Raw genomic sequence first — 25,852 nt, forward strand, 5'->3', positions numbered from 1 at the left:
CACCTCGAAAGCGGAGCGCCGGAATCGCCTTACTTCAGGAAGCCGTTCTTTTTCAAAAAGTCCTCGGCGACGCCCTTGACCGGCTCGCCGCCAACCTGCACGCGACCATTCAACTCCTGCAACGTGACGAGATCGAGCTTGGCGAACACCGGCTTCAGCAGCGTCTCGATCTCCGGATGCTCCTTCAGCACCGCCTCGCGGATGATCGGCGCCGGCTGGTAGACCGGCTGCACACCCTTGTCGTCCTCAAGCACGACGAGGCCGGAGGGCGCGATGCCGCCGTCGGTGCCATAGACCATGGCGGCGTTGGCGCCGTTGGTCTGGTTGGCTGCGGCGGCAATTGTCGCCGCCGTGTCGCCGCCCGACAACGTGATCAACTGGTCCGGCTTCAGCGTGAAGCCATAGGTCTTCTGGAAAGCGGGCAGCGCGGCCGCCGAATTGACGAACTCGGCGGAGGCGGCCAGCACCACCTTGCCGCCGCCCGAGACATATTTGCCGAAGTCGGAAAGGGTGACGAGCTTATTGGTATCGGCGACCTCCTTGCGCAGGGCGATCGCCCAAGTATTGTTCGCCGGTGACGGTGACAGCCAGACGATCTTGTTGGCGTCGTAGTCGAGCTTCTTGGCAGTCTCGTAGGCCTTGGCGGCGTCTTTCCACACCGGATCGTCGGCCTTCTCGAAGAAGAAGGCGGCGTTGCCGGTGTATTCCGGATAGATGTCTATCTCGCCGGCTGTAATCGCCTTGCGCACCACAGGTGTGCCGCCGAGTTGGATGCGGTCGGTGGTCTGGATATCGTTGGCGTTCAGCACCAGTTGGATGATATTGCCGAGCACGCCGCCCTCGGTGTCGATCTTCGACGACACCACCACCTGGGCACTCGCCGAGGCCAACGCAACTCCGAGCGCCAGTACAGCGCCGGCCAGAACCTTGATTGAAAACATCTCACAAATCCCTTGCTGTGAACCGAAATACGGCTGCCGCAGATGAGCATGGCTTCGATGCCCCGTCGGGGTACACGGTTTCATAAGAAAGGGGATGGGCGCAATAATTTTGTTCGGATGCGAGTGACTCCGCCGTTGCCTCGTCCCGACAGCGTGACGTCAGCTGGCCGCGCGCAAGCCCCTCATCTTCAACACGCCCAGTGCCACGAAGCACAGCACGACGACCGGGAAAATCATCCAGTTCAACATCTCCCAGCCCCAGGCATTGTAGACCGCCCCCGACATCAGCGAGGCGAAGGCGACGGAGCCGAACAGGACGAAATCGTGAAACCCCTGGACCTTGCCTTTTTCGGATGACTGGTAGCTGTCGGCCACCATGGCGGTGGCACCGATGAAGCTGAAGTTCCAGCCAAGGCCGAGCAGGATCAGCGCCGTCCAGAACTGCCACAGTGCCAACCCTGACAGCGCCACTGTGGCGCAGCCAATCAGCAGCACCAGGCCGATGGCCAGGATCCGCTCAGCGCCGAAGCGATAGATCAGCGACCCCGTGAAGAAGCTCGGCGCGAACATCGCCATCACATGCCAGGAAATGCCGAGCGTGGCGTCGTCGGTCGAAAGGCCGCAGCCGACCATGGCCAGCGGCGCGCCCGTCATGACGAAGCTCATCAGCGCGTAGCTGCCGACGGCGCAAAACAGCGCTGCGACGAAGCGCGGCCTGGTGACGATTTCCGAGAGCGGCCGGGCGTCGCTGTCGGCGATTTCCACCTTGTCGGTTGCCTTGGCCGGGATGCGCAACAAAGAGAGAATGGCGGCGCCGACCGCCGCCAGCACCAGGATGGACGCAAACGAGCCGGCAAACTTCACCGGCGAGAACAGGTCGCCGGTGAAGATGACGATCTGCGGTCCAAGGATGGCGGTGACGATGCCGCCGGCCAGCACGAAGGAGATGGCGCGCGCCTTGAATTCAGGCGGCGCATTGTCGGCGGCGGCAAACCGGAACTGCTGGACGAAGGCGCCCCCGATGCCGATCACGGCCAAGCCGAAAGCGAATAGCCAGAAGCTGGCATGAAACAGCGCCAGCGTGGCGACCAGCCCGCCAAGCGCCGTGACCGCTGTGCCGGTCATGAAGCCGTCGCGCTGGCCGAGCCGGCGGATGATCGCCGCGGCCGGCAAGGAACCGAGCGCCACGCCGACATTGAAACCGGTGATCGGCGCGGTTGCCAGCGACTTGTCAGCATCGAGCAGGTACTGCCCCGCCAATCCGCCCATGGAAATGGCGATGGGTGCGGCCGAGCCGATGATCGCCTGCGAGGCTGCGAGGATGAAGGCGGTGCGACGCGCTTCCTTGCCCGCCCCAACGGCGACGATAGCAGTCATGAGGCGTCCTTGCCGCGGCCCTCGCCACGCACCCGGCGCGACACGCGATCAAGCACCGCATTGACCAGTTTCGGCTCGTCTTCCTCGTAAAATGCCTTGGCGATGTCGACATATTCGGAGACGATAACCGCCACCGGCACGTCCTCGCGCTGCATCAGCTCGTAGACGCCGGCGCGCAATATGGCGCGCAATGTGGAATCGAGCCTCGACAGAGGCCAGTCCTCGGTCAGCGCCTGTCGGATGACTGGATCGATGGTCTTCTGGTGCTCGACAACGCCGGCAAGAATGGCGCGAAACCATTGCGCATCGGCCTCGCGATAGAGCGCGCCATCGACCTCCTTGCCGAGCCTGAACGCCTCGTACTCGGCGGTGATCTCGAAGACGCCGCTGCCGGCGACATCCATCTGGTAGAGCGCCTGCACGGCGGCCAGACGGGCAGCACCGCGCTTGTTGGCGTGGCGCACCGTGGGCTGGCCGGGCGAAGCGGGTTCGCTCACGAGGGCGCTCCCAGCTGTTCCTTTAGAGCGATCATGGTCAGCGCCGCACGCGCCGCAAAGCCGCCCTTGTCGCCTTCCGAACGCCTGGCGCGTGTCCAGGCCTGTTCGTCGTTTTCGGTGGTCAGGATGCCGTTGCCGATGCAGACCGCATCCTGCACGGACAGGTCCATCAGGGCACGGCTGGATTCATTGGCGACGATATCGAAATGATAGGTGTCGCCGCGGACCACCGTGCCGAGGGCGACGAAGCCGTCATAGTTCGTCCCGCCTTCGGAGGCACCGTCGAGCGCGAAGGAAATCACCGCCGGGATTTCGAGCGAGCCCGGAACGGTGACGACATCGTATGTCGCGCCCGCTTCCTCGAGGGCCTTTGTCGCGCCTTCGAGCAACGCGTCGGCAAGGTCGTCGTGAAAGCGCGCCTCGATGACAAGAAGGTGGGCCTTCTTCTTCGGACGGATGAACGCTTTGCCGTGTTGGGATGTGCCTGCCATAGATGTCTCCGGGGATCGCCGGTGACTTAGGCCGAAGCCGGTTTGATCGCAAGCGGAAGATTGCCGAAGGAACTTTCAAGGCCAACTCGGCGGCGGTCGCACCAGGGAATGGGCTTTATGGACGAGCGCCTCAAAGCCCCTCTTTAGCCGCCTCCACCAGTCGCGCCGCATAGCGGGCCATGGTGTCGATCTCGAGATTGACGCGATCGCCGACCTGGCGTTCGCCCCAGGTGGTGACCGTCAGTGAGTGGTGGATCAACAGCACGTCGAAGCGGCTGCCTTCGACCTTGTTGACGGTCAGCGAAGTGCCGTCGAGTGCGACGGAGCCCTTGGGCGCGATGAATTTGGCCAGCTCTCGCGGTGCATCCAGGGTGAAGCGAACGGCGTCGCCTTCCTCCTTGCGCCCCACGATCTCGGCCATGCCGTCTACATGGCCTGAAACGATATGGCCGCCAAGCTCGTCGCCGATCTTCAGCGCCCGCTCCAGGTTGATGCGCGTGCCGGATTTCCAGCCCATCGCGGTCGTCAGCCTGAGTGCTTCTTCCCAGGCCTCGACCTCGAACCAGCGTGCGTTGGCGCCGTCTTCCGGCAATCCCGTCACCGTCAGGCAGACGCCGCCACAGGAAATCGAGGCACCGATGGCAATGGTCTGCGGATCGTAAGCGGTGTCGATACGCAAACCGACGCCTTCCCTGAGCGGCTTCACGGCAGCGACGGTGCCGACATCGGTGACGATTCCAGTGAACATTAGTTTGGCCCCGTGAACATCAGGTCGGTCCTAGATGTCTCTTATCCATTCCGCATATGTATCTTCGCCGAAACGCATGTTGCGCAATTTGCGAAATCCCGGCGGGATATTGTTGGCATCGATCGGCGATACAATGCCGCCCTCGCCGATCGCGTCCGGCCCCTGAAACAGCACGATACGATCGACCAGTTGTTCGTCGAGGAACGCCTTGGCCACCCTCGCGCCGCCCTCGACCAGGACGCTTGCCATGCCGAGCGCCGCCAGATCCTCGAACAGTTCCGGCAGCGCGATATCGCCTTCATAGGTCTCAGTACCGATGAAGCGAACGCCGGCACGTTCGAGCGCGGCGCGCCGGTGCGGATCGGCCTCGGCGCAGGCAGCGACATAGAGCGGCACACGGTCGACGCCGGCGACCAGTTTCGAAGTCTCGGGTAGCCTGATCTGACGGTCGAGTACGATGCGCGCCGGCGAACGGCTCTCCAGTCCCGGAAGCCGAACCGTCAGCGCCGGATCGTCCTCCAGTGCCGTGCCGATGCCGATCAATATGCCATCGGCTTCGGCGCGCATCAGATAGACTTCGCGTCGGGCGATATCGCCGGTGATGGAGAGCTGTCCCTCGCCTTTCACGCCGATCTTGTTGTCGCTCGAAAGCGCAAGTTTCAGGATCACTTCCGGGCGTTTTTTCAGAGATCGAATTAAATAGCCGGCCATCTGCTCCGCAGCCTCGGCCGCCAACACTTTTTCCACCACTTCGACGCCGGCGGCACGCAAGATTGCATAGCCCTTGCCGGAAACACGCGGGTCAGGATCGCTGGCAGCGCCGACCACACGCGCCACGCCGGCACTGACCAGCGCATTGGCGCAAGGCGGCGTGCGGCCGTGATGGGCGCAGGGCTCCAGCGTTGCATAGGCGGTGGCGCCGCGCGCCAGTTCGCCGGCCTCTGCCAAAGCCTCGGTCTCGGCATGCGGCCGGCCGCCGACGGCGGTGACGCCGCTGCCGACGATCATCGGCCCGTCGCCGTCATCGCGCACGATCAGCGTGCCGACGGAAGGGTTGGTCGAGGTCCGCCCGGCATTCTTGCGCGACAGCCTGAGGGCTGCCGCCATATAGCGGCGATCGAGGACCTCTTGTTCAGCCGTGCGGCGTCCGGACCCTGCCATGCTCAGCTGGCGTCCTCTTCGCTCTTCAGCTCTTCGCCCCTGAGCTCGTCGGCTTTGAGCTCGTCGCCTTTGAGTTCGCCCAACACGTCGTGGAAATCCTTGGCCTCGCGGAAATTGCGGTAGACGGAGGCAAAGCGCACATAGGCGACATCATCGAGCGACTTAAGCGCCTCCATGACCAGCCGGCCGACTTCCCCCGAGGCCACCTCGGTCTCGCCCGAGCTTTCGAGCTGGCGCACGATGCCGGTCACCGCCCGATCGATACGTTCCGGGTCGACATTGCGCTTGCGTACCGCGATCTCGACAGAGCGCAGCAACTTGTCGCGGTCGAACGGCACCTTGCGTCCAGACTTCTTCACCACGACGAGATCGCGCAATTGGACGCGCTCGAAAGTGGTGAAGCGGCCGCCGCAATCCGGGCAGACGCGCCGCCTGCGGATCGCTGCACCGTCTTCGGCAGGGCGCGAATCCTTCACCTGCGTATCTTCGGACTGACAGTAGGGACAGCGCATGGAGAGCCTTCGGTTCGCGATTCTCGTAGTGCGAACGGCTTAGAGGTTTTTGCCACGATGGCAAAGTATGGCCGATGACCGATCGCGTCTCAGAGATAGCGAGGCACGAGGAAAATTGCGAGAGCGGCAATTAGTTGGACGGCAATACGCCAATCAGGGAGCGACGTCGCCGGTCGGGAAGCCGCAGGACGTGCCGAGATAGCGATAGGCCTTGGTGAAGCCGTCCATCGATATCGTCGCGACCGGCTTGTCGGCGAAGCTGACATCGAGGGCGCTGGTACGGCGCATGTCACGCAGTATGGCAACCGTGGTCTCGGGTTTGTTGTCCATCATCCACTGTCCGTCGGCGATAATATGAAAGCCAGCCTTGATCTTGTCGTTGACGTCGCGGAACACCGCCGGGATGTTGTCCCCCTTGGGCAAGTCACTGTTTCTCACGGCGATGATGAGGCTCGGATAGCCCTCGGGTGGCAGTACGTCGCCATTCGAGATGGCCAGCGTGAGGGTGCCACTGGTGCCGTTAGCGTCGAAAAAGACCGTCGAGGCGGCGCAGGTCTTGCGCACGTCCTCACCGGTGTTGACCTCGTCCACCGTGGTGGACCACCTGCCAAAAGTCTCTGTCTTGGGTGCTGCCGGCGTCGGCTCGGTCTGCGCCAAGGCCGCGCCGAGTAGCTGAGAGGTCGCTAAGGTGAGCAAGGCAGCGCCAACACTGGTGAAACGGAAAATTCGCATCATCATCAAACGTCTCCGAGATGCAGCCGTGGCCAGTTGATCGGCGCCGTCACAGTTGGGGGCTGGCGCCCTGCGTCAACCAAGATACGGGTAAAGCGGAAAACGATCCGTCAATGCCGCCACCTTGGCCTTCACGGTTGCCTCGACGGCCGCGTTGCCTTCGTCGGAATTGGCGACCTTCAGTCCATCCAGCACTTCGGCGATCAGCTTGCCGATCTCGCGGAACTCGGCCTGACCGAAGCCGCGCGTGGTGCCGGCCGGCGTGCCGAGCCGAACGCCCGATGTCACGAAAGGCTTTTCCGGATCGAAGGGGATGCCGTTCTTGTTGCAGGTGATGTTGGCGCGGCCAAGGGCAGCCTCGGCGCGCTTGCCGGTTGCGTTCTTGGGACGCAGGTCGACCAACATCAGATGGTTGTCGGTGCCGCCGGAGACGATGTCGAGACCGGTTTCCTGCAGACTGGAGGCCAGCGCCTTGGCATTGGCGACGACGCTCTCCGCATAGATCTTGAAGCTCGGCTTCAGCGCCTCGCCCAGAGCCACCGCCTTGGCGGCGATCACATGCATCAGCGGTCCACCCTGCAGGCCGGGGAAGACGGCCGAATTCATCTTCTTGGCAATATCCTCGTCGTTGCAAAGGATCATGCCGCCGCGCGGCCCGCGCAGCGATTTGTGCGTCGTGGTGGTGACCACATGGGCATGCGGCAGCGGCGACGGATGCATGCCGCCGGCGACCAGGCCGGCGATGTGGGCCATGTCGACCATCAGATAGGCACCGATCGAATCGGCGATCTCGCGAAAACGCTTCCAGTCCCAGACACGTGAATAGGCTGTGCCGCCGGCCAGGATCAATTTCGGCCTGGTCTCATGGGCGGTCTTCTCGATCGCATCCATGTCGAGCAGATGATCGTCCCGGCGTACGCCATAGGAGACGACCTTGAACCATTTGCCGCTCATATTGACCGGCGAGCCATGTGTCAGGTGTCCGCCGGAATTGAGGTCGAGGCCCATGAAGGTGTCGCCGGGCTGCAGCAACGCCAGGAACACCGCCTGGTTCATCTGGCTACCGGAATTCGGCTGGACGTTGGCGAAGTTGCAGCCGAACAGCTTTTTCGCGCGTTCGATGGCCAGTTCCTCGGCGACATCGACGAATTGGCAGCCGCCATAGTAGCGCTTGCCCGGATAGCCCTCGGCATATTTGTTGGTCATGATCGATCCCTGTGCCTCGAGCACGGCACGCGAGACGATATTTTCCGAGGCAATCAGCTCGATCTCGTGGCGCTGGCGGCCGAGTTCGTTGCGGATTGCGCCGAAAATCTCAGGGTCGGCATCGGCAAGCGTGGTTTCGAAAAAGGATTCGAATTTGTTCGACACTGCCGCTGCTGTTGCCATGGGCTGAAATCCTCAAGGTTCGGGGTCTGTCGCGCCATTAACACAGTTGCTTTCGGCCCGCCACGTTTGCAGCGCGAAATTTGCTGGCCGGATTGCGCCAGAGGGACTGGCAGCCTCTATTTCCTTGCCTGCCGGCCCTTCAGCAGGGCCTCGGTGAGCGTGATCTCGGTGAACAGCGCCTGCATCGTATGGTCGTTAATCTGGCCGCTGCGAAACATTGCGCGAACCGCTGCGCGTTCGGCCTCAATGCCCGCCAGCCTCAATTCGAGCTCCAGCCGTCCGGCCTCGCGGGCCTCGGCGCGCGCCTCGTCGGCCTCGTCGGAGGCAGCGATGCGGCGACGGTAGCCGGCGACGATGCTGTCGGCGGCGGCAAGCCGGGCGCCGGGTGTTTCCCCTTCATCGCTGTCGGTCGCGCCGGCCATGCTCTCGATGCGGGCGATGGCGGCCTTGGCCGCGCCCACGCGCGCAAAACGCTCCTCGGCAGCGCCAGGATCCTCGCCCGGCTCGACCAGCCCTCGTGCCACCTTGGGCAAGGCAAGGCTGGCAATGAACAATGAGCAGATGATGACGCCTGCGGCGAGGAAGATCACGACGTCGCGCGCCGGAAAGGGCGAACCATTCGGCATGGTGAGCGGCAGCGACAGGATGCCGGCCAGCGTGATGGCGCCGCGCACGCCGGCAACAGAGCCGGCGATCCGGACGCGCAGCCCGAACGGCTCGGCCTTCTGCTCGCGTAATCGCGCCGAGACGCGCGTCGCGATGTCGCCGACCCAGATCCACAGGAAGCGCAGCCCGATCAGGCATAGTGTCAGCGCGACCACCGTGGCGATTGGCTGGATGACCGGATAGCGGCTGCCGAGCTCAGGCGGCACGTTGCCGATGATGTCGGGAAGCTGCAACCCGAGCAGGATGAACAGCGCGCCGTTGAAGACGAAGGATAGCGTCGTCCACAGCGATACGGTCTGTATGCGCGCCGAGACGCCGAGAAAGCGGAAAATCCCGGAGCCGCCGGTGAGCACTCCGGCCGTGACCGCCGCCAGAATGCCCGAGGCGCCGACATTCTCGGCGCCGAGATAGGCGATGAACGGCAGCAGGACCATGACCAGCACCTGCGCCTCGGACGGCACGCCGCCGATACGGTTCAGCAATTGCAGCACCTTGGCGGCGACGAACAAGGCAGCCACGCCGGCCAGGATGCCGGCAGCGACGGCATAGAGGAAAGTCACGGATGCCGCGACGAAGGAGAAGCTGCCGGTCAAGGCAGCTGCCACCGCAAAGCGGAACATCACGAGGCCCGACGCATCGTTGAGCAGCGCCTCGCCCTCCAGGATGTGCATCAGCCGGGCCGGGACCAGGCTCTTGTCGACGATCGAGGAGACGGCCACCGCATCCGTCGGGGACAGCACCGCAGCAAGTGCGAAAGCGACGACGAGCGGGATGCTCGGGACAAGCCAGTGCAAAGCGTAGCCGAAGCCGACAATGGTGAAGAAGACCAGCCCGATGGCGAGGTCGAGGATCGGCCCGCGCAGCGCGATCAGTTCGCGCTTGGGCGCACCATAGGCGTCGCTGAACAGCAGCGGCGGGATGAACACCAGCAGGAACAGCTCGGGATCGATCTCGACATGCATTCCGCGCACCGGCCAAGCCAGTGCCGCGCCGATGGCGATCTGCAGTACCGGCAGCGGCACCCGCACCAGCCGGACCAGCGCGCCCGAAACGGCGACGAAGATGAGCACGACCAGAATGAACATTGCGACATGCATGATGCGATTTCCGACTACAGCGCCGCGCGTTCTTTGCCGGCAATCAGTCCAGCAAAGCTTGCCGCGAAAGACCCCGGCAACGAAAAAGGCCGCCCTTCCGGCGGCCTTTTTGCAAATGAACTCAGCTGTTTAGAGCGCGGATGTGATCTGCAGCTCGTTGGCCCCGTCGAGGCCGTAAATGTCGTCACGGAACTGGACCACGCCCGGCCCTGTCGACCAGGCCGAGACGTAGAGAAAATAAACCGGCACCGGATTGGTGACCTGCACCGGCGTGTTCTCCCCGGTCTTGATCGCCGCCTCGAAATGCTGGCGATCCCAGCCCGGTGTGTCGCGCAGAATCCAGGTGACGAGGTCGCGCACGTTCTGAACCCGCACGCAGCCAGAGGAATCGAAGCGCATCAGCTTGCCGAACAGGCTCTGCTGCGGCGTGTCGTGCATGTAGACGCCGTCCGGGCTGGGAAAATTGATCTTGACTGAGGCCATCGCGTTGCCGGAACCGGGATCCTGGCGGAAGCGGTATTTGGCGGCATCATCGGTCGACCAGTCGACCGTCATTGGGTCGACCTCGCTGCCGTCCGGCGCAAACAGGCGGATATGGCTATCCTTGAGATAGTTGGGGTCCTTCCGCATCAACGGAATGATATCCTTGCGCACGATCGAGACCGGCGCGTTCCAGTACGGATTGACGATGATTTCGTTGATCTTGGAATTGACGATCGGCGTCTGGCGATCGATCTTGCCGACGATTGCGGTGTGGCGCAGCACAACGCGGTCGTTCTCGACAGCCTCGATCTGCGCCGCCGGGATGTCGACCAGAACATAGCGGTTGCCAAGCGTGCCGGCCCGCTCACGCAGCCGTTGCAGATTGGTCTGGAGCTGACCAAGCCGAACCGGCGCCGACACGTTCATTGCCGCGAAAGTATATTTGCCCGTGGTTCCGTCGGCCGGCAAGCCGTGACGCAACTGGAAGCGCTTGAGCGCCGAGTCGACGTAAGAATCGAACGCTTCCGAGAGCCCGGCGCTCTGCGCCAGATCGCCCGATATCATCAAGCGCCTGCGCAGCGGCACCACATCGGGATCCTCGACGCCAAGCTGCAGCTTCTTGGTGTCTGGAACCTGTTCCCAGCCGCCTTGCGCGACGATATTCTGATACTGCATGATCGCCTGCTCGGTGAAGGACACCGTCTGCAGGCTGAAGATCGGCAGCGTCGAGGCAACCTTGCCGCCTTCGCTGGCACGCGCATCGAATTGGTCGTCCCAATTGCCGCGCGCCGAGGATTTCAGGATATCCCCGATCACATCCTGCGCACTGGCGCGGCCGGCGACCATTGCGGCTGCGAGCGCAGAGGCTCCTGAAAGGAAGAAACGGCGGCTGGTTCTCATGGACGTTCCAGACATTCTTGCTACAATTCAACCCACCGGGCGGTCTCGCCCGCACTCTAGAGTTGGCTTCTTAACAATTAGCCAACCATGGCCCGCATCACTTCGGTGTAAAACCACATGGGAAGTGACTTGAGCACAGGACAAATGCACGGCTTTGGCCCCAGCATCACCCGCATCTTCGGTTCCATTGGAATATGGCGGCAACGTGGCTGTTGCTCGAATTTGGATCGGCCGGCCTGACGAAACGGCAAGACCGGTGCTTTTCGGCACCGGCCTTTGGTCCACTCCGCGGCAGCACTTCCGTAGTCCAGCTTCAGATCTAGATGCGGCGGATGCGATTACATCCGGTAGGCGATGGTATCGTTCCAGAACCGATCCAGGCGCTGCAGGGCGCGGTTCATCTGCTTGAACTCTTCCGTGTTGATGCCGCCAACCTGCTCGATCGAACCGACATGGCGCTCGTAGAGGCCAGCGACGACTTCCGCCACCTCATTGCCCTTCGGCGTCAGCGAAACCCGCACCGAACGGCGGTCGATGCGCGAGCGCTGGTGGTTGATGAAGCCGAGATCGACCAGCTTCTTCAGATTGTAGGAGACGTTCGAGCCGAGATAGTAGCCACGCGAGCGCAGTTCGCCGGCGGTCAGCTCCGAATTGCCGATGTTGAACAGGAGCAGCGCCTGGATGGCGTTGATGTCGGAGCGACCGTTGCGGTCGAATTCGTCCTTGATCACATCAAGCAGACGGCGATGCAGCCGCTCGACCAGCTGCAGCGATTCCATGTACAGCGAACGGATCGCCTCGCGGCGGTCATCGGATACGTTGGCGGTCTTCGCCGCCGGACGCGAATTGATCATTGTCTTTGCCTCTCGTTTGTCGCCCGGTGATTTTTTGTTCTTCACCTTGATCGCGACACTATCGAATACTCATAAAATTCGACTTAAACGCCAAGGCTAACAAGAGCTTACCGGTAAGGGGTTTCGAAAGAGGCTTAACGGACGGTCACCCGAGCAAGGATAATTAACCTAAAGATTTAGCCAACGATCCTGGCCGGAATTGCTATCGCCGGGGTTGCCGCTTCTGGATCCAGATCACCACGCGGAACACTATGTAGAGCAGCGCCACCGCAAGGTGCGAGGCGACGATCAGCGGCCGGTGGCCGAACAACTCGGGGAAGCCAGCATACATGACGCACTCGGTCACCGCGCAGATGAACCAGATCACCGGCCCCCAGGACGCCAGCATCCACAGGCCGGCGGCAGCGAACGGAAAAAACACCGCCAGCACCACCGCCGCCACCTGCCAGTGTACCGGCATCAGGTCGAAGCGCCACAACGGGCCGGGGTAAAAGCCGATCAGCCGGATCCAGTACAAGATGCCGAACAGCAGACAGTAGCCGGCGATGACGCGCTGGAACCAGGCGAAGATGACCTCGATCGTCGAGGGCTGCAGCACCACGCGTCTCGAGGCGACCTCGCTCACAGCTTCAGTTCCCGTTCGCCGAGCGGTGCGAAATAGGCGTCGACGTTGGCGGCGCTGACGTCATCGATACCTGCCGGCCGCCATTGCGGCGTCGAGCCTTTATCGATGATGGCGGCGCGGATACCTTCATAGAAGTCGTGCCCGGCAAGCATGCGGTTGAGGATACGGAACTCCATTTTCATGCACTCGTCCATCGACAACGTCTGCCCGGCGCTAATCTGGCGCCATGCAACATGCAGGCTGGTCGGTGAACGTGTGCGGATGGTGGCCAGCGTCTTCGCCGCGAACTCGTCGGCAGCGGCTGCCCGCTCCAGACTGGCGACGATATCGGCCAGCGACGGCTGCGCGAAATGCCGGGCGATGGCTTCCAGCGTCGGGCTGTCGGTCTCGCGCCTGGCCGGGACGAAGCAGCCGCGCAGCACCGATTCCGGGTCGCCGCTTTCCGCCAGACGGTCGAGGAAGCCGGCCTGGTCCTCCGCCTTGATCGTATGGGTGGCGAGGCCCGACCACAAAGCATCGCCATAGCGGATGCGGTTGCCGGTCAGCGCCAGATACATGCCGAAGCTGCCGCCGAGATCCGGCAACAGATGGCTGGCGCCGACATCCGGGAAAAAGCCGATGCCGACCTCGGGCATGGCAAACTGGGCGTTCTCGGTCAGCACTCGCTGCGAACCATGGAAGGAGATACCTACGCCGCCGCCCATGACGATGCCGTCGATCACCGCGACATAGGGTTTCTTGAAGCGGGCGATGCGGGCGTTCAGCCGGTATTCATCGGCGAAGAAATCGACCGGAGGCCTTCCTGCGCGGCCGGCTTCGTAGATGTGGAGGATGTCGCCGCCCGCCGAAAATGCCCTGCCCTCGGCCTTGACGACGACAACGTCGACGCCGTCGTCGCGCTCCCAACTGCGCAGCGCCTTGTCCAGCGCCTTGACCATGCGGTGGGTTACGGCATTGAGCGCCTGCGGCCGCGTCAGCGTGACGACGCCAGCCCTGCCCAATCTTTCGAAGCGAATCTCGTCGCCTCCGCCAAAATCCATCGCCAGAGAATCCCTCCCCGCGCCCGCCGGGAGTGAAGTGCTAAAGCGTGGCGCATGGCCGCGTCAATGGCGGCGGCCAATCCGCTGCATGGTCGTCGGCGTCACCCAGTGCTAATGCTGGCGCTTTGAACCGGAAGGTTGAACCATGCCTTGGTTGCCGCGCCTTGCTGTTATGGTGGTCGGCCTGATCGCTGCGAACACTCCTCCCGTATCGGCCGAAACCGTCGACGAGCTCTATCAATCGCAGACCATCGTCACCGGCCAGGGCGAGGTCAACAGGCAGATCGGCTTCAAGGCCTGCCTCGATGCGGTGCTGGTTCGTGTGTCCGGCGATCAGCGGCTGCCGAAGAGAACTGAGATGGCGGCGCTGCGCGACAAGGCCGGCAGCTTCGTTGCCGAATTCCGCTATCGCGACCGTCTCGAAGGCATTCCAATCCATGACGAACAAGGCACCCATGACCGGCCGCATGATCTCACTTGTCTGTACAGGCCTGACGTTATCGATCCGGTGCTTGCCGCGCTTGGCAGCAAACCATGGCTTGGCGAGCGGCCACGCCTGGCAATTTTCCTGGCGGCGGAGCAAGGCACAAGGCAGTTCGTGCTGACCGCCGACGATGAGCGCGGGGCGGCGATGCGCGAATCCTTCGTCAATGCCACCGGTCCGCTGGTCATGCCGATTGTGTTTCCCGAAGCGTCACTGCTGTCGGCCTCGAAGCTTGACGACCAGGCCCTGCGCCATGCCGATATCACGACGCTGGACCAGCTTGCCAGGAAGGCCGGAGCCGACCAGGCGCTCGCCGGCAGTATCGTCTGGAGCGACAAGGAACTGGGCTGGATAGCCGACTGGCGGCTTGCCTTGAATGGCAAGAGCTACAATTGGCAAGTGCGCGGCGTCAGCTTCGACGAGGCATTCCGCGTCGCCATGCGGGGTGCTGCGCAGATCCTGTCGGGCAATGGCCAACCAGAATAGCGCCCGACAGGACCCTGGCACAATCGTGTCGCATTGGTCAGCAGCGGAGGCTCGTGGTAAAAGCCGCCCGATCCGGAGTTTTTGCGATGAACAAATTCACCCCTGCAAAGCCTGCCGGCGCGCGCAGCGTCGACGAGATCACCGGCAGCCGGCGTCTGCGGCGCATGCGCAAGGCCGATTGGTCGCGCCGCCTTGTCCAGGAGAACCGGCTCTCGGTCGACGATCTGATTTGGCCGATCTTCGTCGTCGACGGCAGACAAGTGCGCGAACCGATCGCCGCCATGCCCGGCGTGTTCCGCCTGTCGCTCGACCTCGCCGTCAAGGAGGCTGAGCGCGCGGCCAAGCTTGGCATTCCGGCGATCGCCACTTTCCCCAATGTGGAGCTCGGCCTGCGCGATCAGACCGGTTCGCACATCCTCGATCCGGAAAACATCATCAACCGCGCCACCCGCGCCATCAAGCGGGCGGTGCCGGAGATCGGCATCATCACCGACGCGGCGCTTGACCCGTTCACCTCGCATGGCCATGACGGCATCTTGCGCGAGGGCATTATCGTCAATGATGAAACGGTGGAGCAAGTGACGGCGGCGGCCGTCATCCAGGCGGCGGCGGGGGCCGACATCATTGCCCCCTCGGACATGATGGACGGCCGGATCGGTGCCATCCGCGATGCGCTCGACGCCAATGGATTTCAGGATGTGGCGATCATGTCCTATGCGACCAAGTTCGCATCCGCTTTTTACGGCCCCTACCGTGAGGCGGTCGGCACCGCCGGCCTGCTCAAGGGCGACAAGAAGACCTATTATATCGATCACGCCAATTCCGACGAAGCGGTGCGCGAGGCCGAGCAGGATCTGGCCGAGGGCGCCGACATGCTGATGGTCAAGCCCGGCCTGCCCTATCTCGACATCATCCGCCGGCTGAAAGTCGAGTTGCAGATGCCGACCTTTGCCTATCAGGTCTCGGGCGAATATTCGATGATCAAGGCCGCCGCTGCCAATGGCTGGATCGACGGCGAAAAGGCGATGCTGGAATCGCTGCTCGCCTTCAAGCGCGCCGGCTGCGACGGCATCCTGACCTACTTCGCGCCGGAAGTGGCGGCGATGCTCAAGGGGTGATGCGCCTTTGTAGCGTCTACATCGAATAGTGTTCGTCCGTCCAAAGCGCGACATGGAACGCCGCAGGACATCGCTTCAAGTTTACGCTGCCCCTCGTTGCCCTGCCGGGCATTTCTCCCCGTAAAGTGGCAGGGAGAAAGACGCGTTCGTAAAAGATTTCACCAATCTCCAGCGTTGCAAAAAACATCGACGTTGCGGCCAGCCCCTTCTCCCCGTCACTATACAGGGAGAAGCTGCCGGCAGGCGGATGACGGGCGGCGCCGACATTGAGATTGGTTATTCCAACATGATTTGGAAGCGATTGCCCCGCCGGCAAAATACCGCTTGCAAAATGCAATCAGTTAAGCTACCCCGATAACTGCTTGCATGTCACAATTGGTTATCAAGGAGGCTCCCATGTCCAAGCTTCGCGTCAGCGCTTTCACCTTGTCGATCGACGGCTTCGGCGCCGGTCCCGACCAAGACCTGAAGAACCCGCTGGGTGTTGGCGGGGAAGCCCTGCACGAATGGATGTTCGGCACCCGCACCTTCCGCAAGATGGTCCTCGGCAAGGATGGCGGGACCACGGACACTGACGAGGCGTTCGCAGCACGCAGCTTCGAAAATGTCGGCGCATGGATCCTCGGCCGCAACATGTTTGGGCCGATCCGCGGCGAATGGCCGGATGACAGCTGGAAAGGCTGGTGGGGTGACAACCCACCCTACCACGTGCCGGTCTTCGTGCTCACGCACCATGCGCGTGATCCCATTGTCATGGAGGGCGGCACGACTTTCTATTTCGTGACCGACGGCATCCACTCAGCGCTGCAAAAGGCGAAAGCAGTGGCTGACGGCAAGGATGTACGGCTGGGCGGTGGCGTTTCTACGATCCGGCAATATCTCAAGGAAAAGCTCATCGACGAAATGCATCTGGCGATCTCACCGGTCCTGCTAGGCGCCGGCGAGAGCCTTTTTGCCGGCATCGACATGCCCAAGCTCGGCTATCGCTGCAGCGAGCAGGTCGCGACGCCGAAGGCCACGCATGTCATCATCGAGCGCACCTAGCTTGTTGCAGGGTGCCGCCATGGAGCGGCGCCCTCCTCGCCGCTTTAGTCAGTACTTCTCCGGCACATACAGTTCGCGCGGCAGTACCTGGCGCTCGTATTCGGGATTGAAGACGCGCTCCGGCAGTGTGATCTCCTCGTGCGGCACCTCCTCATAGGGCATCTGCTTGAGGAGATGGTCGATGCAGTTCAGCCGTGCCCGTTTCTTGTCGTTGCCCTCGACGATGAACCACGGGGCTTCCGGGATATTGGTGCGGGCGAACGTTTCTTCCTTGGCCTTGGTGTACTGCTCCCAGCGCACGCGCGACTGGAGGTCCATCGGCGACAGTTTCCATTGCTTCATCGGGTCATGGATGCGCATCAAAAAGCGCATCTGCTGCTCCTCGTCGGTGATCGAAAACCAGTATTTGACAAGCGTAATGCCTGAGCGGACCAGCATGCGTTCGAAATCCGGAACGTCGCGGAAGAACTCCTCGACCTGATCCGGCTGGGCAAAGCCCATTACCCGCTCGACGCCGGAGCGGTTGTACCAGGAGCGGTCGAACAGCACGATCTCGCCGCCGGCCGGCAGATGCGGAACGTAGCGCTGGAAATACCATTGCGACTTCTCGCGCTCGGTCGGCGCCGGAAGTGCTGCGACGCGGCAGATGCGCGGATTAAGCCTCTGGGTGATGCGCTTGATAACACCACCCTTGCCCGCCGAGTCGCGGCCCTCGAAAACCACGACGAGCTTCTTCTTGTGATAGGCGACCCAGGACTGCAGCTTGATCAACTCGGATTGCAGCGTGATGAGATCGCGAAAATACTGCAGGCGGTCGATCGATGGCGGATGGGCATTCTTGTAGATCTTGGCGATCTCCATCGACAGCGCCGGCTCCGAGATTTCCAGCTCATAGTCTTCATCCAGCGTGTCGGCGAGTTCCGCTTCCAGCCAGTCCCTGGCCGGGGAATTCTGTTTTATCTCGGTCATTTACGCTGCTCCGCTTACAGGCCTTGCCGGCCGCTGTCAGGCGCTCTGCCGCCCGGCCCGGCGGCCGGAAATCGAAGCGCTGGACCGATGTTAGTATAGGCCGGCAATGACGGTTTTATTGCAGCCACTACTGCGCTGGCTGTGCGTTTCAATCCGCAAGATGTGATCGAGCTTGCCCTGCGGAACGGGCGACAAGCGGAACGAATTATCCTACAAATAGCCGGTTCATTGAGGGCTGTCGTCTGCAACGCCCTTTCCCGATAAATTGTGAGGACACGACATGGAATACCGCACTCTCGGCCGTTCCGGGCTGAAGGTTTCAACGCTGACCATGGGCACCATGACGTTCGGCGGCGGCGGCGCGTTTTCGGCGGTCGGCAAGACCGACCTCGACGAGGCGCGCCGGATGATCGACCTTTGCATCGATGCCGGCGTCAATGTCATCGACACCGCCAACGTCTATTCGAACGGCGTGTCGGAAGAGATCATCGGCGAGGCGCTCGGCGGCAAGCGCAAGGGCGACGTGCTGATCGCCTCCAAGGCGCGCATGCGGATCGGCAAAGGCCCCAACGATGAAGGCCTGTCGCGCTACCATCTGATCCGCGAATGCGAGAGGAGCCTGAAGCGGCTCAGGACGGATGTCATCGACATCTATTTCCTGCACGAGTGGGATGGCCTGACACCGCTTGAGGAAACCATCGCCGCGCTCGACACGCTGGTCGCGCAGGGCAAGGTCCGTTATGTCGGCTGCTCCAATTATTCCGGCTGGCAAGTGATGAAGGGGCTGGGGATCAGCGACCGTCATCACCAGCCGCGCTTCGTCACCCAGCAGATCCATTACACGTTGGAAGCGCGCGAGGCCGAGTATGAATTGTTGCCGATCTCGGTCGACCAGGGGCTCGGCGTGCTGGTCTGGAGCCCGCTTGCCGGCGGGTTGCTGTCCGGCAAATACCACCGTGACCAGCCGACCGCCCGCCAGCTCAGCGGCTGGTCGGAACCGCCGATCCGCGACGAGGACCGGCTGTGGCGGATCGTCGACACGCTGATCGATATCGGCAATAATCACGGCGTGTCGGCGGCGCAGGTGGCGCTTGCCTGGCTGCTCGGCCGGCCCGCTGTCAGTTCGCTGGTGATCGGCGGACGAACCGAAGCCCATTTCAAAGACAATATCGCCGCTGCAAGCCTTGTGCTTGCCGATGAGGAGCGCACACGGCTCGATGTGGTCAGCAGGCCGCCCGTGCTCTATCCCTACTGGCACCAGCAATTCACGGCAAAGGACCGGTTCGGGCCGGCCGATCTCGTTCTCGACCGCGACGGCGCCTGAAAAGCCGGGCTCTCCGGACTGCGCCGAGATATAGAGCCCGATCGTGCCTTGCGGTGTTGTGTTTGCGGTCCAATGCTCCTAGGCAAAGGCCAAGCACAACGAAAGGAAACGATATGGCACGAGCACCGAACTACGGTCAGGAACGCAAGGAACGCGACCGGCAGAAGGCTGCCAAGAAGGCGGAAAAGCAGGCTGCCAAGGTCGCAGCCAAGGAGCGATCGAAGCCCGAGGGCGAGAGCGAGTCCCAAACCAAAACCGAAACGGCAGAGTGATGATATCCGGGCTGCCAGGCGGGCCGGGCCTCGGTCAAATCCCGCTATGCCTCAGGCAGGCGCCTTGTCGCTGACGAAGACGTTCACTTCACGAGCGGCGGCAATGAAGGCCCGTCTTGCGTTCATGGCCGGCTTGTCGCCGGCCAGCGCATCATGACAGGCTTGCAACGCTTCGCGGTGCTTGGGGCTGCGCTTGCCGGGCCAATTGTTGAGGAGGTAGTCGGAAGCCTCGCGGGCCGTACGCAAGAGCTGATTGCTTCCCGCCGCGCCCTTGACGGTCACGGGTGTGTCAAATCGGTTGTTTTCCATCGCCGCTCTTACGCCATCGGCATTTGCGAAGCGAGACCGAAAGTAGCATTCTTCGCTCATCTGCTCTTTTCGTGATCAATGGCAGCCGATCCTCACTCAAGCGACGACGGCAAATCCACGGGCGCGCAGGCCGCGCCGGTCGTTGCGCAGCGAGGTCACCAGCCGGTCGCGGCTGCCGATGATATGGGCCGAAAGCAGGCGGGCGGCGGTATCGGCATCGCCGGCCCGCACCGCCGACAGAATGGCATGGTGTTCGGCCCAGGCGCGGCCGAGCGCTGCCTCGTCGCGAACCTCGAGCCAGCGGGCGCGCGACAGGCGCGTCATCGCATCGCGAACCGCTCTGAACAGGAACTCGTTGCCTGACAGGCGTGCCAGCTCGATATGAAAATCCCTGCCGACGCGATGCCATTCCTCGCGCGGCGTCTTGTCGTCGCAGGAATCGAGCATCGCCTCGATGATTTCGACGGCACTTCTGTCCTGCAAGGTGCAAGTCAGCCTGACTGCCGCGACCTCGACCGCCTCGCGATAGACGGCGATCTGCTCCAGCTCGGCAAGATTGATTGGCGAGACCGTCCAGCCGCGGCCGTCGCGGCAGATCAGGCCTTCGGTCTCGAGCCGCAGCAACGCAGCCCTGACCGGCGTGCGCGAGGCGCCGAAGCGGCTTTCGACCCAGCGCTCCGTCAGCCGCTCGCCGGGACCAATCTCGAGCCCGAGGATCATCTCGCGAAGCTGCTTTTCGACGTTCTGCATCTGCGACATTGGCGTTCCGTTCAGGTCATTCGTTCCGGCAATCGGGTCACTGGCCGGCGTTGGCCGATCACGCCGGCCTTTGTCGATCATGTTTGAGAGGCCCGCATTGACAGCGACGGGGCTTGCGTTCATGACAGATACCAGGTTGGTATCCCAGATTGGTATCCACAGCAAGTTTCATGCAAGCTGGCCGGACAGGACAGACATGCCGCAAGACGCCAACCGCGCCACGCACAACGTCCACTGGCGCCGCAATCTCGCCGTGTGTTTTGCCGGCTCGTTCAGCACGCTTGTAGCGATGACGCTGCTGTTGCCCTTCCTGCCGCTTTACGTCGAGCAGCTGGGCGCAGAGGGCCATGCGGCGATCGTGCAGTGGTCGGGCGTCGCCTACGGCGCCACCTTCCTTGCCGCCGCGCTGGTCGCGCCCCTGTGGGGGCGGCTAGGCGACCGTTACGGCCGCAAACTGATGCTGGTGCGCGCCAGTTTCGGCATGGCGCTGTGCATGTCGCTGACCGGCATGGTGCAGACTGTCTGGCAATTGGTGCTCTTGCGCCTGCTGATCGGCTTTGCCGGCGGCTATTCTTCGGGCTCGACCATCCTGGTTGCCATGCAGACGCCGAAGGATCGCTCCGGCTGGGCGCTGGGCGTTCTGTCGGCCGGTATCACCGCCGGTGCCCTGGTCGGTCCGCTGCTCGGCGGCGCGCTGCCGCCGCTGATTGGCATACGCGCCACATTCCTGCTCGCCGGCGGCGTCATTTTCCTGGCTTTTCTGGCAACCACCTTGCTGATCAAGGAGGCGCCTCGCCCGGTTGCCGCCAAGGCCGCGTCAGAAGAAAAAGTGAAGGACAGCTGGTCGCAGATTCCCGACAAGCGCCCCGTCGTCGCCATGCTGGCGACCGGCATGCTGTTGAGTTTCGCCACCATGTCGATCGAGCCGATCATCACCGTCTATGTCCAGCAGCTCATCGAAGATCAGTGCCAGGTCACGCTGGTCTCCGGCATCGTCATGTCAGCGGCAGCGCTCGGCGCCATCCTGTCGGCGTCGCGGCTCGGCAATCTCGCCGACCGTATCGGCCACTGGAACGTCATCGTTGCCGCACTCGCCGTCTCGGCGCTGCTGCTGATCCCGCAGGCCTTCGTTACCCAGGGCTGGCAACTCGTCGGCCTGCGTTTCCTGATGGGCCTAGCGCTTGGCGGTCTTTTGCCCTGCATCACCAGCGTCATCCGCCACAATGTGCCCGACGGGGTCGGCGGCAATGTGCTGGGCTTGTCGATCTCGGCGCAATATGTCGGGCAGGTCGCCGGACCGTTGCTCGGCGGCTTTGCCGGCGGCCATTTCGGTATGCGCTCGGTGTTTCTCGGCACATCCATTCTGATGGCGGGCGGAGCGGCCTATAACTGGCTGGTCCAGTCGCGCCGCGAGCGCGACATGCTGGCGGAAGCCGGCAAATCCTGACACGGTTCGCAGCACTATCTCAGGCGGTCGCCAGGAATCACGGAGGCGTGGACATGAGCACGGATGAACACGCGGCAGGCGGCCGCATTCTGGTTTTTGCCGGCGGCCTATGCGGCGCGGCTGGCGTGGCGCTTTCGGCGGCGGCGGCGCATCTCGGCGGCGCTTTGGTCGGTACGGCCGCATCCTTCCTGCTCTTGCATGCGCCGGTCTTCCTTGCCGTCGGGCTGCTCGGTGGCAATAGCATCCTGCGAACCGGAAGCCTCATCCTTCTCGTCGGGCTTCTGCTGTTCTCGGGAGATCTTTTGGCCCGCGACTTCCTTGGCTCGCGGCTGTTCCCGATGTCGGCGCCGATCGGCGGCACGTTGCTCATCGGCGGCTGGCTGATGATGGCCGCCTCGGCGCTGGTGCGGCCGCGCCCTTGACGCGGCAGCCAGGTTCGCCGGTTCTGTCAGTCTTGGCGACGTTCGGGCCGGACTTGGCCGTCGCGTTTGGCCGTTTTGACCACACGCCGCCGCTCCGGCCGTTCGGTGGCCGGCGATATGCCCCAATAATTGCGATAGATGTCTTCGAACAGATGCTTGATCGGGTGCATGGCTTAATCTCCTTTTTGAATCGATCCAATCAGCGGGTACAAAAAATAGGCCGCCGATCAGCTCCGCTTGCGTCCTACGAGGAAACGCAGGTCGCGAATCCACGGACCGGTCCTGTCGCGCCCCTTGCGGGCCTCCGCGCTCGAGCGGATGCTCCAGTCGTTCCGGTAAATGTCCTCGAACAAATAATTGACGGGGTGCATGGCACTCTCCTCTTGTATCGATCCAATGTGCGGGCAAAACCGCTCTTGGATCGATTCAAGAATATGCGTCACAGCACAAATGTCAAGCAAAATTTGAATCGATCCAAGGAAGATGTTAGTAATCGGCACTACTGTCGGACAGGAGTCCTGGAGACGAACAAATGACATCACCCACCGAGGGCAGCAGGAGGCCCATCCGGCTGGCGGACATCGCCAAAGCCGCGGGCGTATCGCACGGCACTGCCTCCAATGCCTTCAGCCGTCCCGAAATCGTGCGCGAGGAAGTCCGCGAGCGGGTCAAGGCGGCGGCCGAGGCGCTGGGCTACGCCGGCCCGGATCCCAAGGGCCGGCTGCTGCGCGCCGGCAAGGTCAATGCAATCGGCGTCGCCACAACCGAGCCGCTGTCCTATTTCTTCGACGACCCGTTTGCCCGCGTGATGATGGCCGGCATCTCGGAAGCCTGCGACGCCACCGGCGCGGGGATAGCCCTCGTGTCGGCTGGCAACGAGGAAAAACTTGCCTGGAATATCCAGAGCGCCCTCGTGGACGGCTTCATCCTTTTCTGCATCGAGGGCGGTCCGCGTCTCGTTGAGCTGACGCGCGAACGAAAGCTCCCCTTCGTCGCGCTCGAGCTCGGCTCGCAGGACGAGACGGTCTCGGCGATCAGTATCGACAATGTTGCCGGCGGCCGGCTCGCGGCGCGCCATCTGGCGGAACTTGGACATCGCCGCTTCGCCGTGCTGTCGCTGGCCTTCGCCGACGACAGCACCGGTCTTGTCTCGCCCGAGCAGGTCCGGACCGCAGTCTATACCGGAACCCGTGACCGCCTCCTCGGCTATTTCGAAGAGCTTTCCCGGTTTGGTGTCGACACCGCCAAGGTGCCGGTCTACGAGACGGAAAACGATAAGGCGAGCACAAGGGCCGGTCTCGAAACCATCTTCGCCTCGGCGGAACCGCCGACCGCCATCCTGGCGATGTCGGACCGGATCGCGATGGTGGCATTGGAATGGCTCAACGCACGGGGCATCGCGGTTCCCCGCGATATTTCCGTCGTCGGCTTCGACGGCGTGCCTGAAGCCGCAACTTGCGAGCCTCCGCTCACCACCATCGCCCAGCCGATCGCCGAGATCGGCCGCCGGGCAGCGCGAAGAATCCTCGACTTCGACGGCACCGTGCGGCGAGAAACGCTCGACGTCGAACTTGTCGTCAGGGCATCTTCCGGACCGCCGCCAAGTACAGGCTGACTGGGGCAGATCGGCTCCAAATCTTACCTGTTGGCCGCCATGGGACCGATGCCAAAGGATGGACGGACAGGCGGCGCCTCATTGCGGACCGGCTTGCCCTTGCCGGACCAGCCGATAGCGGACAGCCATTCCAGATAGAAGGCGAGCGCGAACTGCATGGCGATGCCGGCGGCGAGCAGCAGACTGTCATAGGCAAAGCCGCCCGGGTTGACCAGCTTCATCACCTGCGCCGCCATGGCAATCACCGTGCCGGCAATGAAAACCGGCAGCGAGCGTTTGCCCAATATGGCGAGCGGATTGTCGCGGCCGGTGCGGAACAGGTTCGAGACGAAAGGCAAGGCGACAACCAGGTAGCTCATCGCCAGGATGTGCAGCAGTCGCGGCAACGACAGGAACGTCTTGTCGAAACCGGTCAGCACCACCGGCAGGTCGAGCCACGACACATGCCCCCACAGCGGGCTGTGCACCCAGACGAGCGCCGTCAGCACATAGGCGGCGGCCGCGCCGACCAGCCAGCGATTGACCGGGATGGTGCCGCCGCGCCGCACATGCAACACGCTGGCCATGCCGATATTGAACAGCAATTGCCATGACAGCGGATTGAGGAACCAGAAGCCGGGCTCCGGGTAGTTCGGCGGCGCGATCTGGTAGATTCCGGCAATCAGCCAAAGGGCTGCGGACACAGCAAGCGCCGCCAGTGGCCGGTAGCTGATGAACAGCAGGAAGACCGGCGCCATCAACAGCAGCGCCGCATAGACCGGCAGTATGTTGTTGTAACCGAGCTGATGGCCGAGCGTGACGATGCCGACCAGGACTTGTGGCGGGTTCCTGACGAGCGGCTCGATGTTGATCAGCGTCAGAAGGTCCGGCCGTTTCGCAAACACCGCCGCCGCGCAGAAGATGGCCATGACCACCATCGTCGTGACGATGTGGGTGACGTAGAGCACGCCGGCGCGGCGCCACATTTTCAGCGTTGCAATCAGCCGGTTTCCCGGCTGGAACTTAGTGCCGTAGGCGAGAGCGACGGACATGCCGGAGATCAGCACGAAGGCCTCGGCCGCATCGGAAAACCCGAAATTCTTGTAGGTCAGGGTTTCGAACACGGTGCCCGGCACGTGATCGACGAATATGGTCAGGAGGGCGAGAGCCCGGAACACATCAATACGCGTATCGCGTTCCGGCGAAACTGGCATGGTCATCGATAAAAGGCCTTAAAGCTGGTTGTTCATGCCCGGCATGCGATCCCTCGGGCGACCACCCGGCGCACACTGCTTCGATCCCCCCGCGGGGATTATATCGGCAAAGAAACGGACTGAAATGCGCCCGGTTCAATCAACTTTCGCGGAGCTTGAAAATATTCCGTTTTGAAGCCGGCAAATTAACGAAAGTAACGCGGAATCAAAAGGATGTGCCTATGGCCGAGCAAAGCCTCGAAGACGGTATTTTGCAGGAGAATTCAGGCTTTTTCTACCGGCTCCATCGATCCGCCAATTTACCCGGTGACTGGCTGTTCCTGTTGCATGGATCGGGTGTCGACGAGACGACCTTGCTGCCGCTTGGTCGGCAAATCGCGCCGCATGCGGCGCTGGTTACGGTCCGTGGCCGCATCCCTCAGGAGGACGGTTTCCGCTGGTTCACGCGAATCAACCCGACGCGATTCGAGCAGGCAAGTGTCCGCGCGGAGGCAGATGCGTTTGCAGGCTTCGTCGCCGGCGTCGCGAAGCGCCACAGCCTCGATCTCCGCCGCGCGACCTTTCTCGGCTATTCGAACGGCGCCAATTTGGTTTCAAGCGTCATGCTGCTGCATCCGGGCCTCATCGAGCGCGCCGCATTGCTGCGTCCGATGCCGGTGCTCGACGAGGTGCCGCCGGCCGACCTGTCGAAGGCGCGGGCGCTGATCATCGCCGGCGCCGCCGACCTGACCTACGTGCCATTCGCGCCGGTGCTGGCCGCTGTACTGAACTCGCATGGCGCCAAGGTCGAGGCCCACACCGTCGCCTCCGGCCATGAAATTGGCGATCCGGACGCCGACATCGTCAGGCAATGGCTGGCGGATCCTGCGGTCGCCGTTGCAGCGTCGGATCGATGAG

At 62.8% G+C, this 25,852-nt stretch carries 30 protein-coding genes; 9 read left to right on the top strand and 21 right to left on the bottom strand.

Annotated elements, in window-relative coordinates; genetic code table 11:
* Positions 1-29 precede the first annotated feature (29 nt).
* The 14 genes from osmF to NKI41_RS06555 all read right to left on the bottom strand — a co-directional run bounded on the left by osmF (position 30) and on the right by NKI41_RS06555 (position 13,513).
* The gene (gene osmF, locus NKI41_RS06490) at positions 30-941 is read right to left on the bottom strand and encodes a glycine betaine ABC transporter substrate-binding protein OsmF (RefSeq protein ID WP_352682048.1); all 912 of its coding nucleotides are present in this window, start codon (positions 939-941) and stop codon (positions 30-32) included.
* Between the two features lie 159 nt (positions 942-1,100).
* Entirely contained in the window at positions 1,101-2,318 is a 1,218-nt protein-coding gene (locus tag NKI41_RS06495) for an MFS transporter (protein WP_352682049.1), read from the bottom strand.
* Positions 2,315-2,815 (bottom strand): transcription antitermination factor NusB, encoded by a 501-nt coding sequence (gene nusB / locus NKI41_RS06500; protein WP_023674496.1) that lies wholly within the window; start codon positions 2,813-2,815, stop codon positions 2,315-2,317. The genes NKI41_RS06495 and nusB overlap by 4 nt, the downstream gene beginning before the upstream one ends.
* Positions 2,812-3,306, bottom strand: a complete 495-nt coding sequence (gene ribH / locus NKI41_RS06505; RefSeq protein ID WP_023674495.1) for a 6,7-dimethyl-8-ribityllumazine synthase — start codon at positions 3,304-3,306, stop codon at positions 2,812-2,814. The genes nusB and ribH overlap by 4 nt, the downstream gene beginning before the upstream one ends.
* A gap of 130 nt (positions 3,307-3,436) precedes the next feature.
* Positions 3,437-4,054: a riboflavin synthase gene (locus tag NKI41_RS06510; RefSeq protein ID WP_352501515.1), complete on the bottom strand. Its 618-nt coding sequence runs from the start codon at positions 4,052-4,054 to the stop codon at positions 3,437-3,439.
* A 30-nt stretch (positions 4,055-4,084) separates the two neighbouring features.
* Positions 4,085-5,215 (bottom strand): bifunctional diaminohydroxyphosphoribosylaminopyrimidine deaminase/5-amino-6-(5-phosphoribosylamino)uracil reductase RibD, encoded by a 1,131-nt coding sequence (ribD, locus tag NKI41_RS06515; RefSeq protein WP_352682051.1) that lies wholly within the window; start codon positions 5,213-5,215, stop codon positions 4,085-4,087.
* Between the two features lie 2 nt (positions 5,216-5,217).
* The gene (gene nrdR / locus NKI41_RS06520; protein WP_352501513.1) at positions 5,218-5,727 is read right to left on the bottom strand and encodes a transcriptional regulator NrdR; all 510 of its coding nucleotides are present in this window, start codon (positions 5,725-5,727) and stop codon (positions 5,218-5,220) included.
* A 153-nt stretch (positions 5,728-5,880) separates the two neighbouring features.
* Positions 5,881-6,465 (bottom strand): invasion associated locus B family protein, encoded by a 585-nt coding sequence (locus tag NKI41_RS06525; protein ID WP_352682053.1) that lies wholly within the window; start codon positions 6,463-6,465, stop codon positions 5,881-5,883.
* Positions 6,466-6,534: 69 nt separating this feature from the next.
* On the bottom strand, positions 6,535-7,848 hold the full coding sequence (glyA, locus tag NKI41_RS06530; RefSeq protein WP_352449301.1) for a serine hydroxymethyltransferase: 1,314 nt from the start codon (positions 7,846-7,848) through the stop codon (positions 6,535-6,537).
* A gap of 116 nt (positions 7,849-7,964) precedes the next feature.
* The gene (locus NKI41_RS06535) at positions 7,965-9,611 is read right to left on the bottom strand and encodes a Na+/H+ antiporter (RefSeq protein ID WP_352682055.1); all 1,647 of its coding nucleotides are present in this window, start codon (positions 9,609-9,611) and stop codon (positions 7,965-7,967) included.
* Positions 9,612-9,740: 129 nt separating this feature from the next.
* Entirely contained in the window at positions 9,741-10,994 is a 1,254-nt protein-coding gene (locus NKI41_RS06540) for a L,D-transpeptidase family protein (protein WP_023674488.1), read from the bottom strand.
* Positions 10,995-11,332: 338 nt separating this feature from the next.
* On the bottom strand, positions 11,333-11,848 hold the full coding sequence (gene ldtR / locus NKI41_RS06545; protein ID WP_023674486.1) for a transcriptional regulator LdtR: 516 nt from the start codon (positions 11,846-11,848) through the stop codon (positions 11,333-11,335).
* Positions 11,849-12,050: 202 nt separating this feature from the next.
* Positions 12,051-12,473: a DUF6163 family protein gene (locus tag NKI41_RS06550; RefSeq protein ID WP_023674485.1), complete on the bottom strand. Its 423-nt coding sequence runs from the start codon at positions 12,471-12,473 to the stop codon at positions 12,051-12,053.
* Positions 12,470-13,513, bottom strand: a complete 1,044-nt coding sequence (locus tag NKI41_RS06555) for an enoyl-CoA hydratase/isomerase family protein (RefSeq protein WP_352682057.1) — start codon at positions 13,511-13,513, stop codon at positions 12,470-12,472. The genes NKI41_RS06550 and NKI41_RS06555 overlap by 4 nt, the downstream gene beginning before the upstream one ends.
* A gap of 145 nt (positions 13,514-13,658) precedes the next feature.
* On the opposite strand from NKI41_RS06555, the gene NKI41_RS06560 reads away from it, so the two are divergent.
* Both NKI41_RS06560 and hemB read left to right on the top strand, forming a co-directional pair.
* On the top strand, positions 13,659-14,483 hold the full coding sequence (locus tag NKI41_RS06560; protein ID WP_352472018.1) for a DUF8605 domain-containing protein: 825 nt from the start codon (positions 13,659-13,661) through the stop codon (positions 14,481-14,483).
* A gap of 86 nt (positions 14,484-14,569) precedes the next feature.
* A complete protein-coding gene (gene hemB, locus NKI41_RS06565) occupies positions 14,570-15,601 on the top strand; it encodes a porphobilinogen synthase (protein ID WP_352542426.1) in 1,032 nt (343 codons plus the stop codon).
* Positions 15,602-15,617: 16 nt separating this feature from the next.
* Here hemB and NKI41_RS06570 read toward each other — a convergent pair whose 3' ends face one another.
* A complete protein-coding gene (locus NKI41_RS06570) occupies positions 15,618-15,938 on the bottom strand; it encodes a hypothetical protein (protein WP_352682059.1) in 321 nt (106 codons plus the stop codon).
* Positions 15,939-15,997: 59 nt separating this feature from the next.
* Between NKI41_RS06570 and NKI41_RS06575 the strand changes: the two genes are divergently transcribed.
* A complete protein-coding gene (locus NKI41_RS06575) occupies positions 15,998-16,645 on the top strand; it encodes a dihydrofolate reductase family protein (protein ID WP_352682061.1) in 648 nt (215 codons plus the stop codon).
* 48 nt (positions 16,646-16,693) lie between these two features.
* Here NKI41_RS06575 and ppk2 read toward each other — a convergent pair whose 3' ends face one another.
* A complete protein-coding gene (ppk2, locus tag NKI41_RS06580; RefSeq protein WP_352472021.1) occupies positions 16,694-17,614 on the bottom strand; it encodes a polyphosphate kinase 2 in 921 nt (306 codons plus the stop codon).
* Between the two features lie 280 nt (positions 17,615-17,894).
* On the opposite strand from ppk2, the gene NKI41_RS06585 reads away from it, so the two are divergent.
* Together NKI41_RS06585 and NKI41_RS06590 are read left to right on the top strand one after the other, a co-directional pair.
* Positions 17,895-18,938 carry an aldo/keto reductase gene (locus NKI41_RS06585; protein ID WP_352472022.1) on the top strand — a complete coding sequence of 348 codons (1,044 nt, stop codon included), beginning with the start codon at positions 17,895-17,897 and terminating at the stop codon, positions 18,936-18,938.
* Positions 18,939-19,051: 113 nt separating this feature from the next.
* The gene (locus tag NKI41_RS06590; RefSeq protein ID WP_254817539.1) at positions 19,052-19,210 is read left to right on the top strand and encodes a hypothetical protein; all 159 of its coding nucleotides are present in this window, start codon (positions 19,052-19,054) and stop codon (positions 19,208-19,210) included.
* Between the two features lie 51 nt (positions 19,211-19,261).
* On the opposite strand, the gene NKI41_RS06595 is transcribed toward NKI41_RS06590, so the two are convergent.
* Complete coding sequence (locus NKI41_RS06595) at positions 19,262-19,519, bottom strand: DUF982 domain-containing protein (RefSeq protein WP_023674477.1); 258 nt, start codon at positions 19,517-19,519, stop codon at positions 19,262-19,264.
* Between the two features lie 96 nt (positions 19,520-19,615).
* The gene (locus NKI41_RS06600; protein ID WP_352472024.1) at positions 19,616-20,278 is read right to left on the bottom strand and encodes a GntR family transcriptional regulator; all 663 of its coding nucleotides are present in this window, start codon (positions 20,276-20,278) and stop codon (positions 19,616-19,618) included.
* 196 nt (positions 20,279-20,474) lie between these two features.
* On the opposite strand from NKI41_RS06600, the gene NKI41_RS06605 reads away from it, so the two are divergent.
* Together NKI41_RS06605 and NKI41_RS06610 are read left to right on the top strand one after the other, a co-directional pair.
* The gene (locus NKI41_RS06605; RefSeq protein WP_352682064.1) at positions 20,475-21,725 is read left to right on the top strand and encodes a multidrug efflux MFS transporter; all 1,251 of its coding nucleotides are present in this window, start codon (positions 20,475-20,477) and stop codon (positions 21,723-21,725) included.
* Between the two features lie 53 nt (positions 21,726-21,778).
* On the top strand, positions 21,779-22,147 hold the full coding sequence (locus NKI41_RS06610) for a DUF423 domain-containing protein (protein WP_352542399.1): 369 nt from the start codon (positions 21,779-21,781) through the stop codon (positions 22,145-22,147).
* 26 nt (positions 22,148-22,173) lie between these two features.
* Here NKI41_RS06610 and NKI41_RS06615 read toward each other — a convergent pair whose 3' ends face one another.
* Entirely contained in the window at positions 22,174-22,317 is a 144-nt protein-coding gene (locus tag NKI41_RS06615; protein WP_352472029.1) for a hypothetical protein, read from the bottom strand.
* 57 nt (positions 22,318-22,374) lie between these two features.
* Entirely contained in the window at positions 22,375-22,518 is a 144-nt protein-coding gene (locus tag NKI41_RS06620) for a hypothetical protein (protein ID WP_352472030.1), read from the bottom strand.
* A 161-nt stretch (positions 22,519-22,679) separates the two neighbouring features.
* On the opposite strand from NKI41_RS06620, the gene NKI41_RS06625 reads away from it, so the two are divergent.
* Positions 22,680-23,762, top strand: coding sequence for a LacI family DNA-binding transcriptional regulator (locus NKI41_RS06625; protein WP_352682066.1), 1,083 nt, complete (start codon positions 22,680-22,682; stop codon positions 23,760-23,762).
* A gap of 23 nt (positions 23,763-23,785) precedes the next feature.
* On the opposite strand, the gene NKI41_RS06630 is transcribed toward NKI41_RS06625, so the two are convergent.
* Positions 23,786-24,961, bottom strand: a complete 1,176-nt coding sequence (locus NKI41_RS06630) for an OpgC family protein (RefSeq protein ID WP_023674470.1) — start codon at positions 24,959-24,961, stop codon at positions 23,786-23,788.
* Positions 24,962-25,176: 215 nt separating this feature from the next.
* Here NKI41_RS06630 and NKI41_RS06635 point away from each other — a divergent pair, with 215 nt between their 5' ends.
* A complete protein-coding gene (locus NKI41_RS06635; RefSeq protein ID WP_352682068.1) occupies positions 25,177-25,851 on the top strand; it encodes an alpha/beta hydrolase in 675 nt (224 codons plus the stop codon).
* Position 25,852: the final 1 nt, after the last annotated feature.

The organism is Mesorhizobium sp. M0601 (assembly GCF_040320845.1).
In the GTDB taxonomy this organism is placed as follows: Bacteria; Pseudomonadota; Alphaproteobacteria; order Rhizobiales; family Rhizobiaceae; genus Mesorhizobium.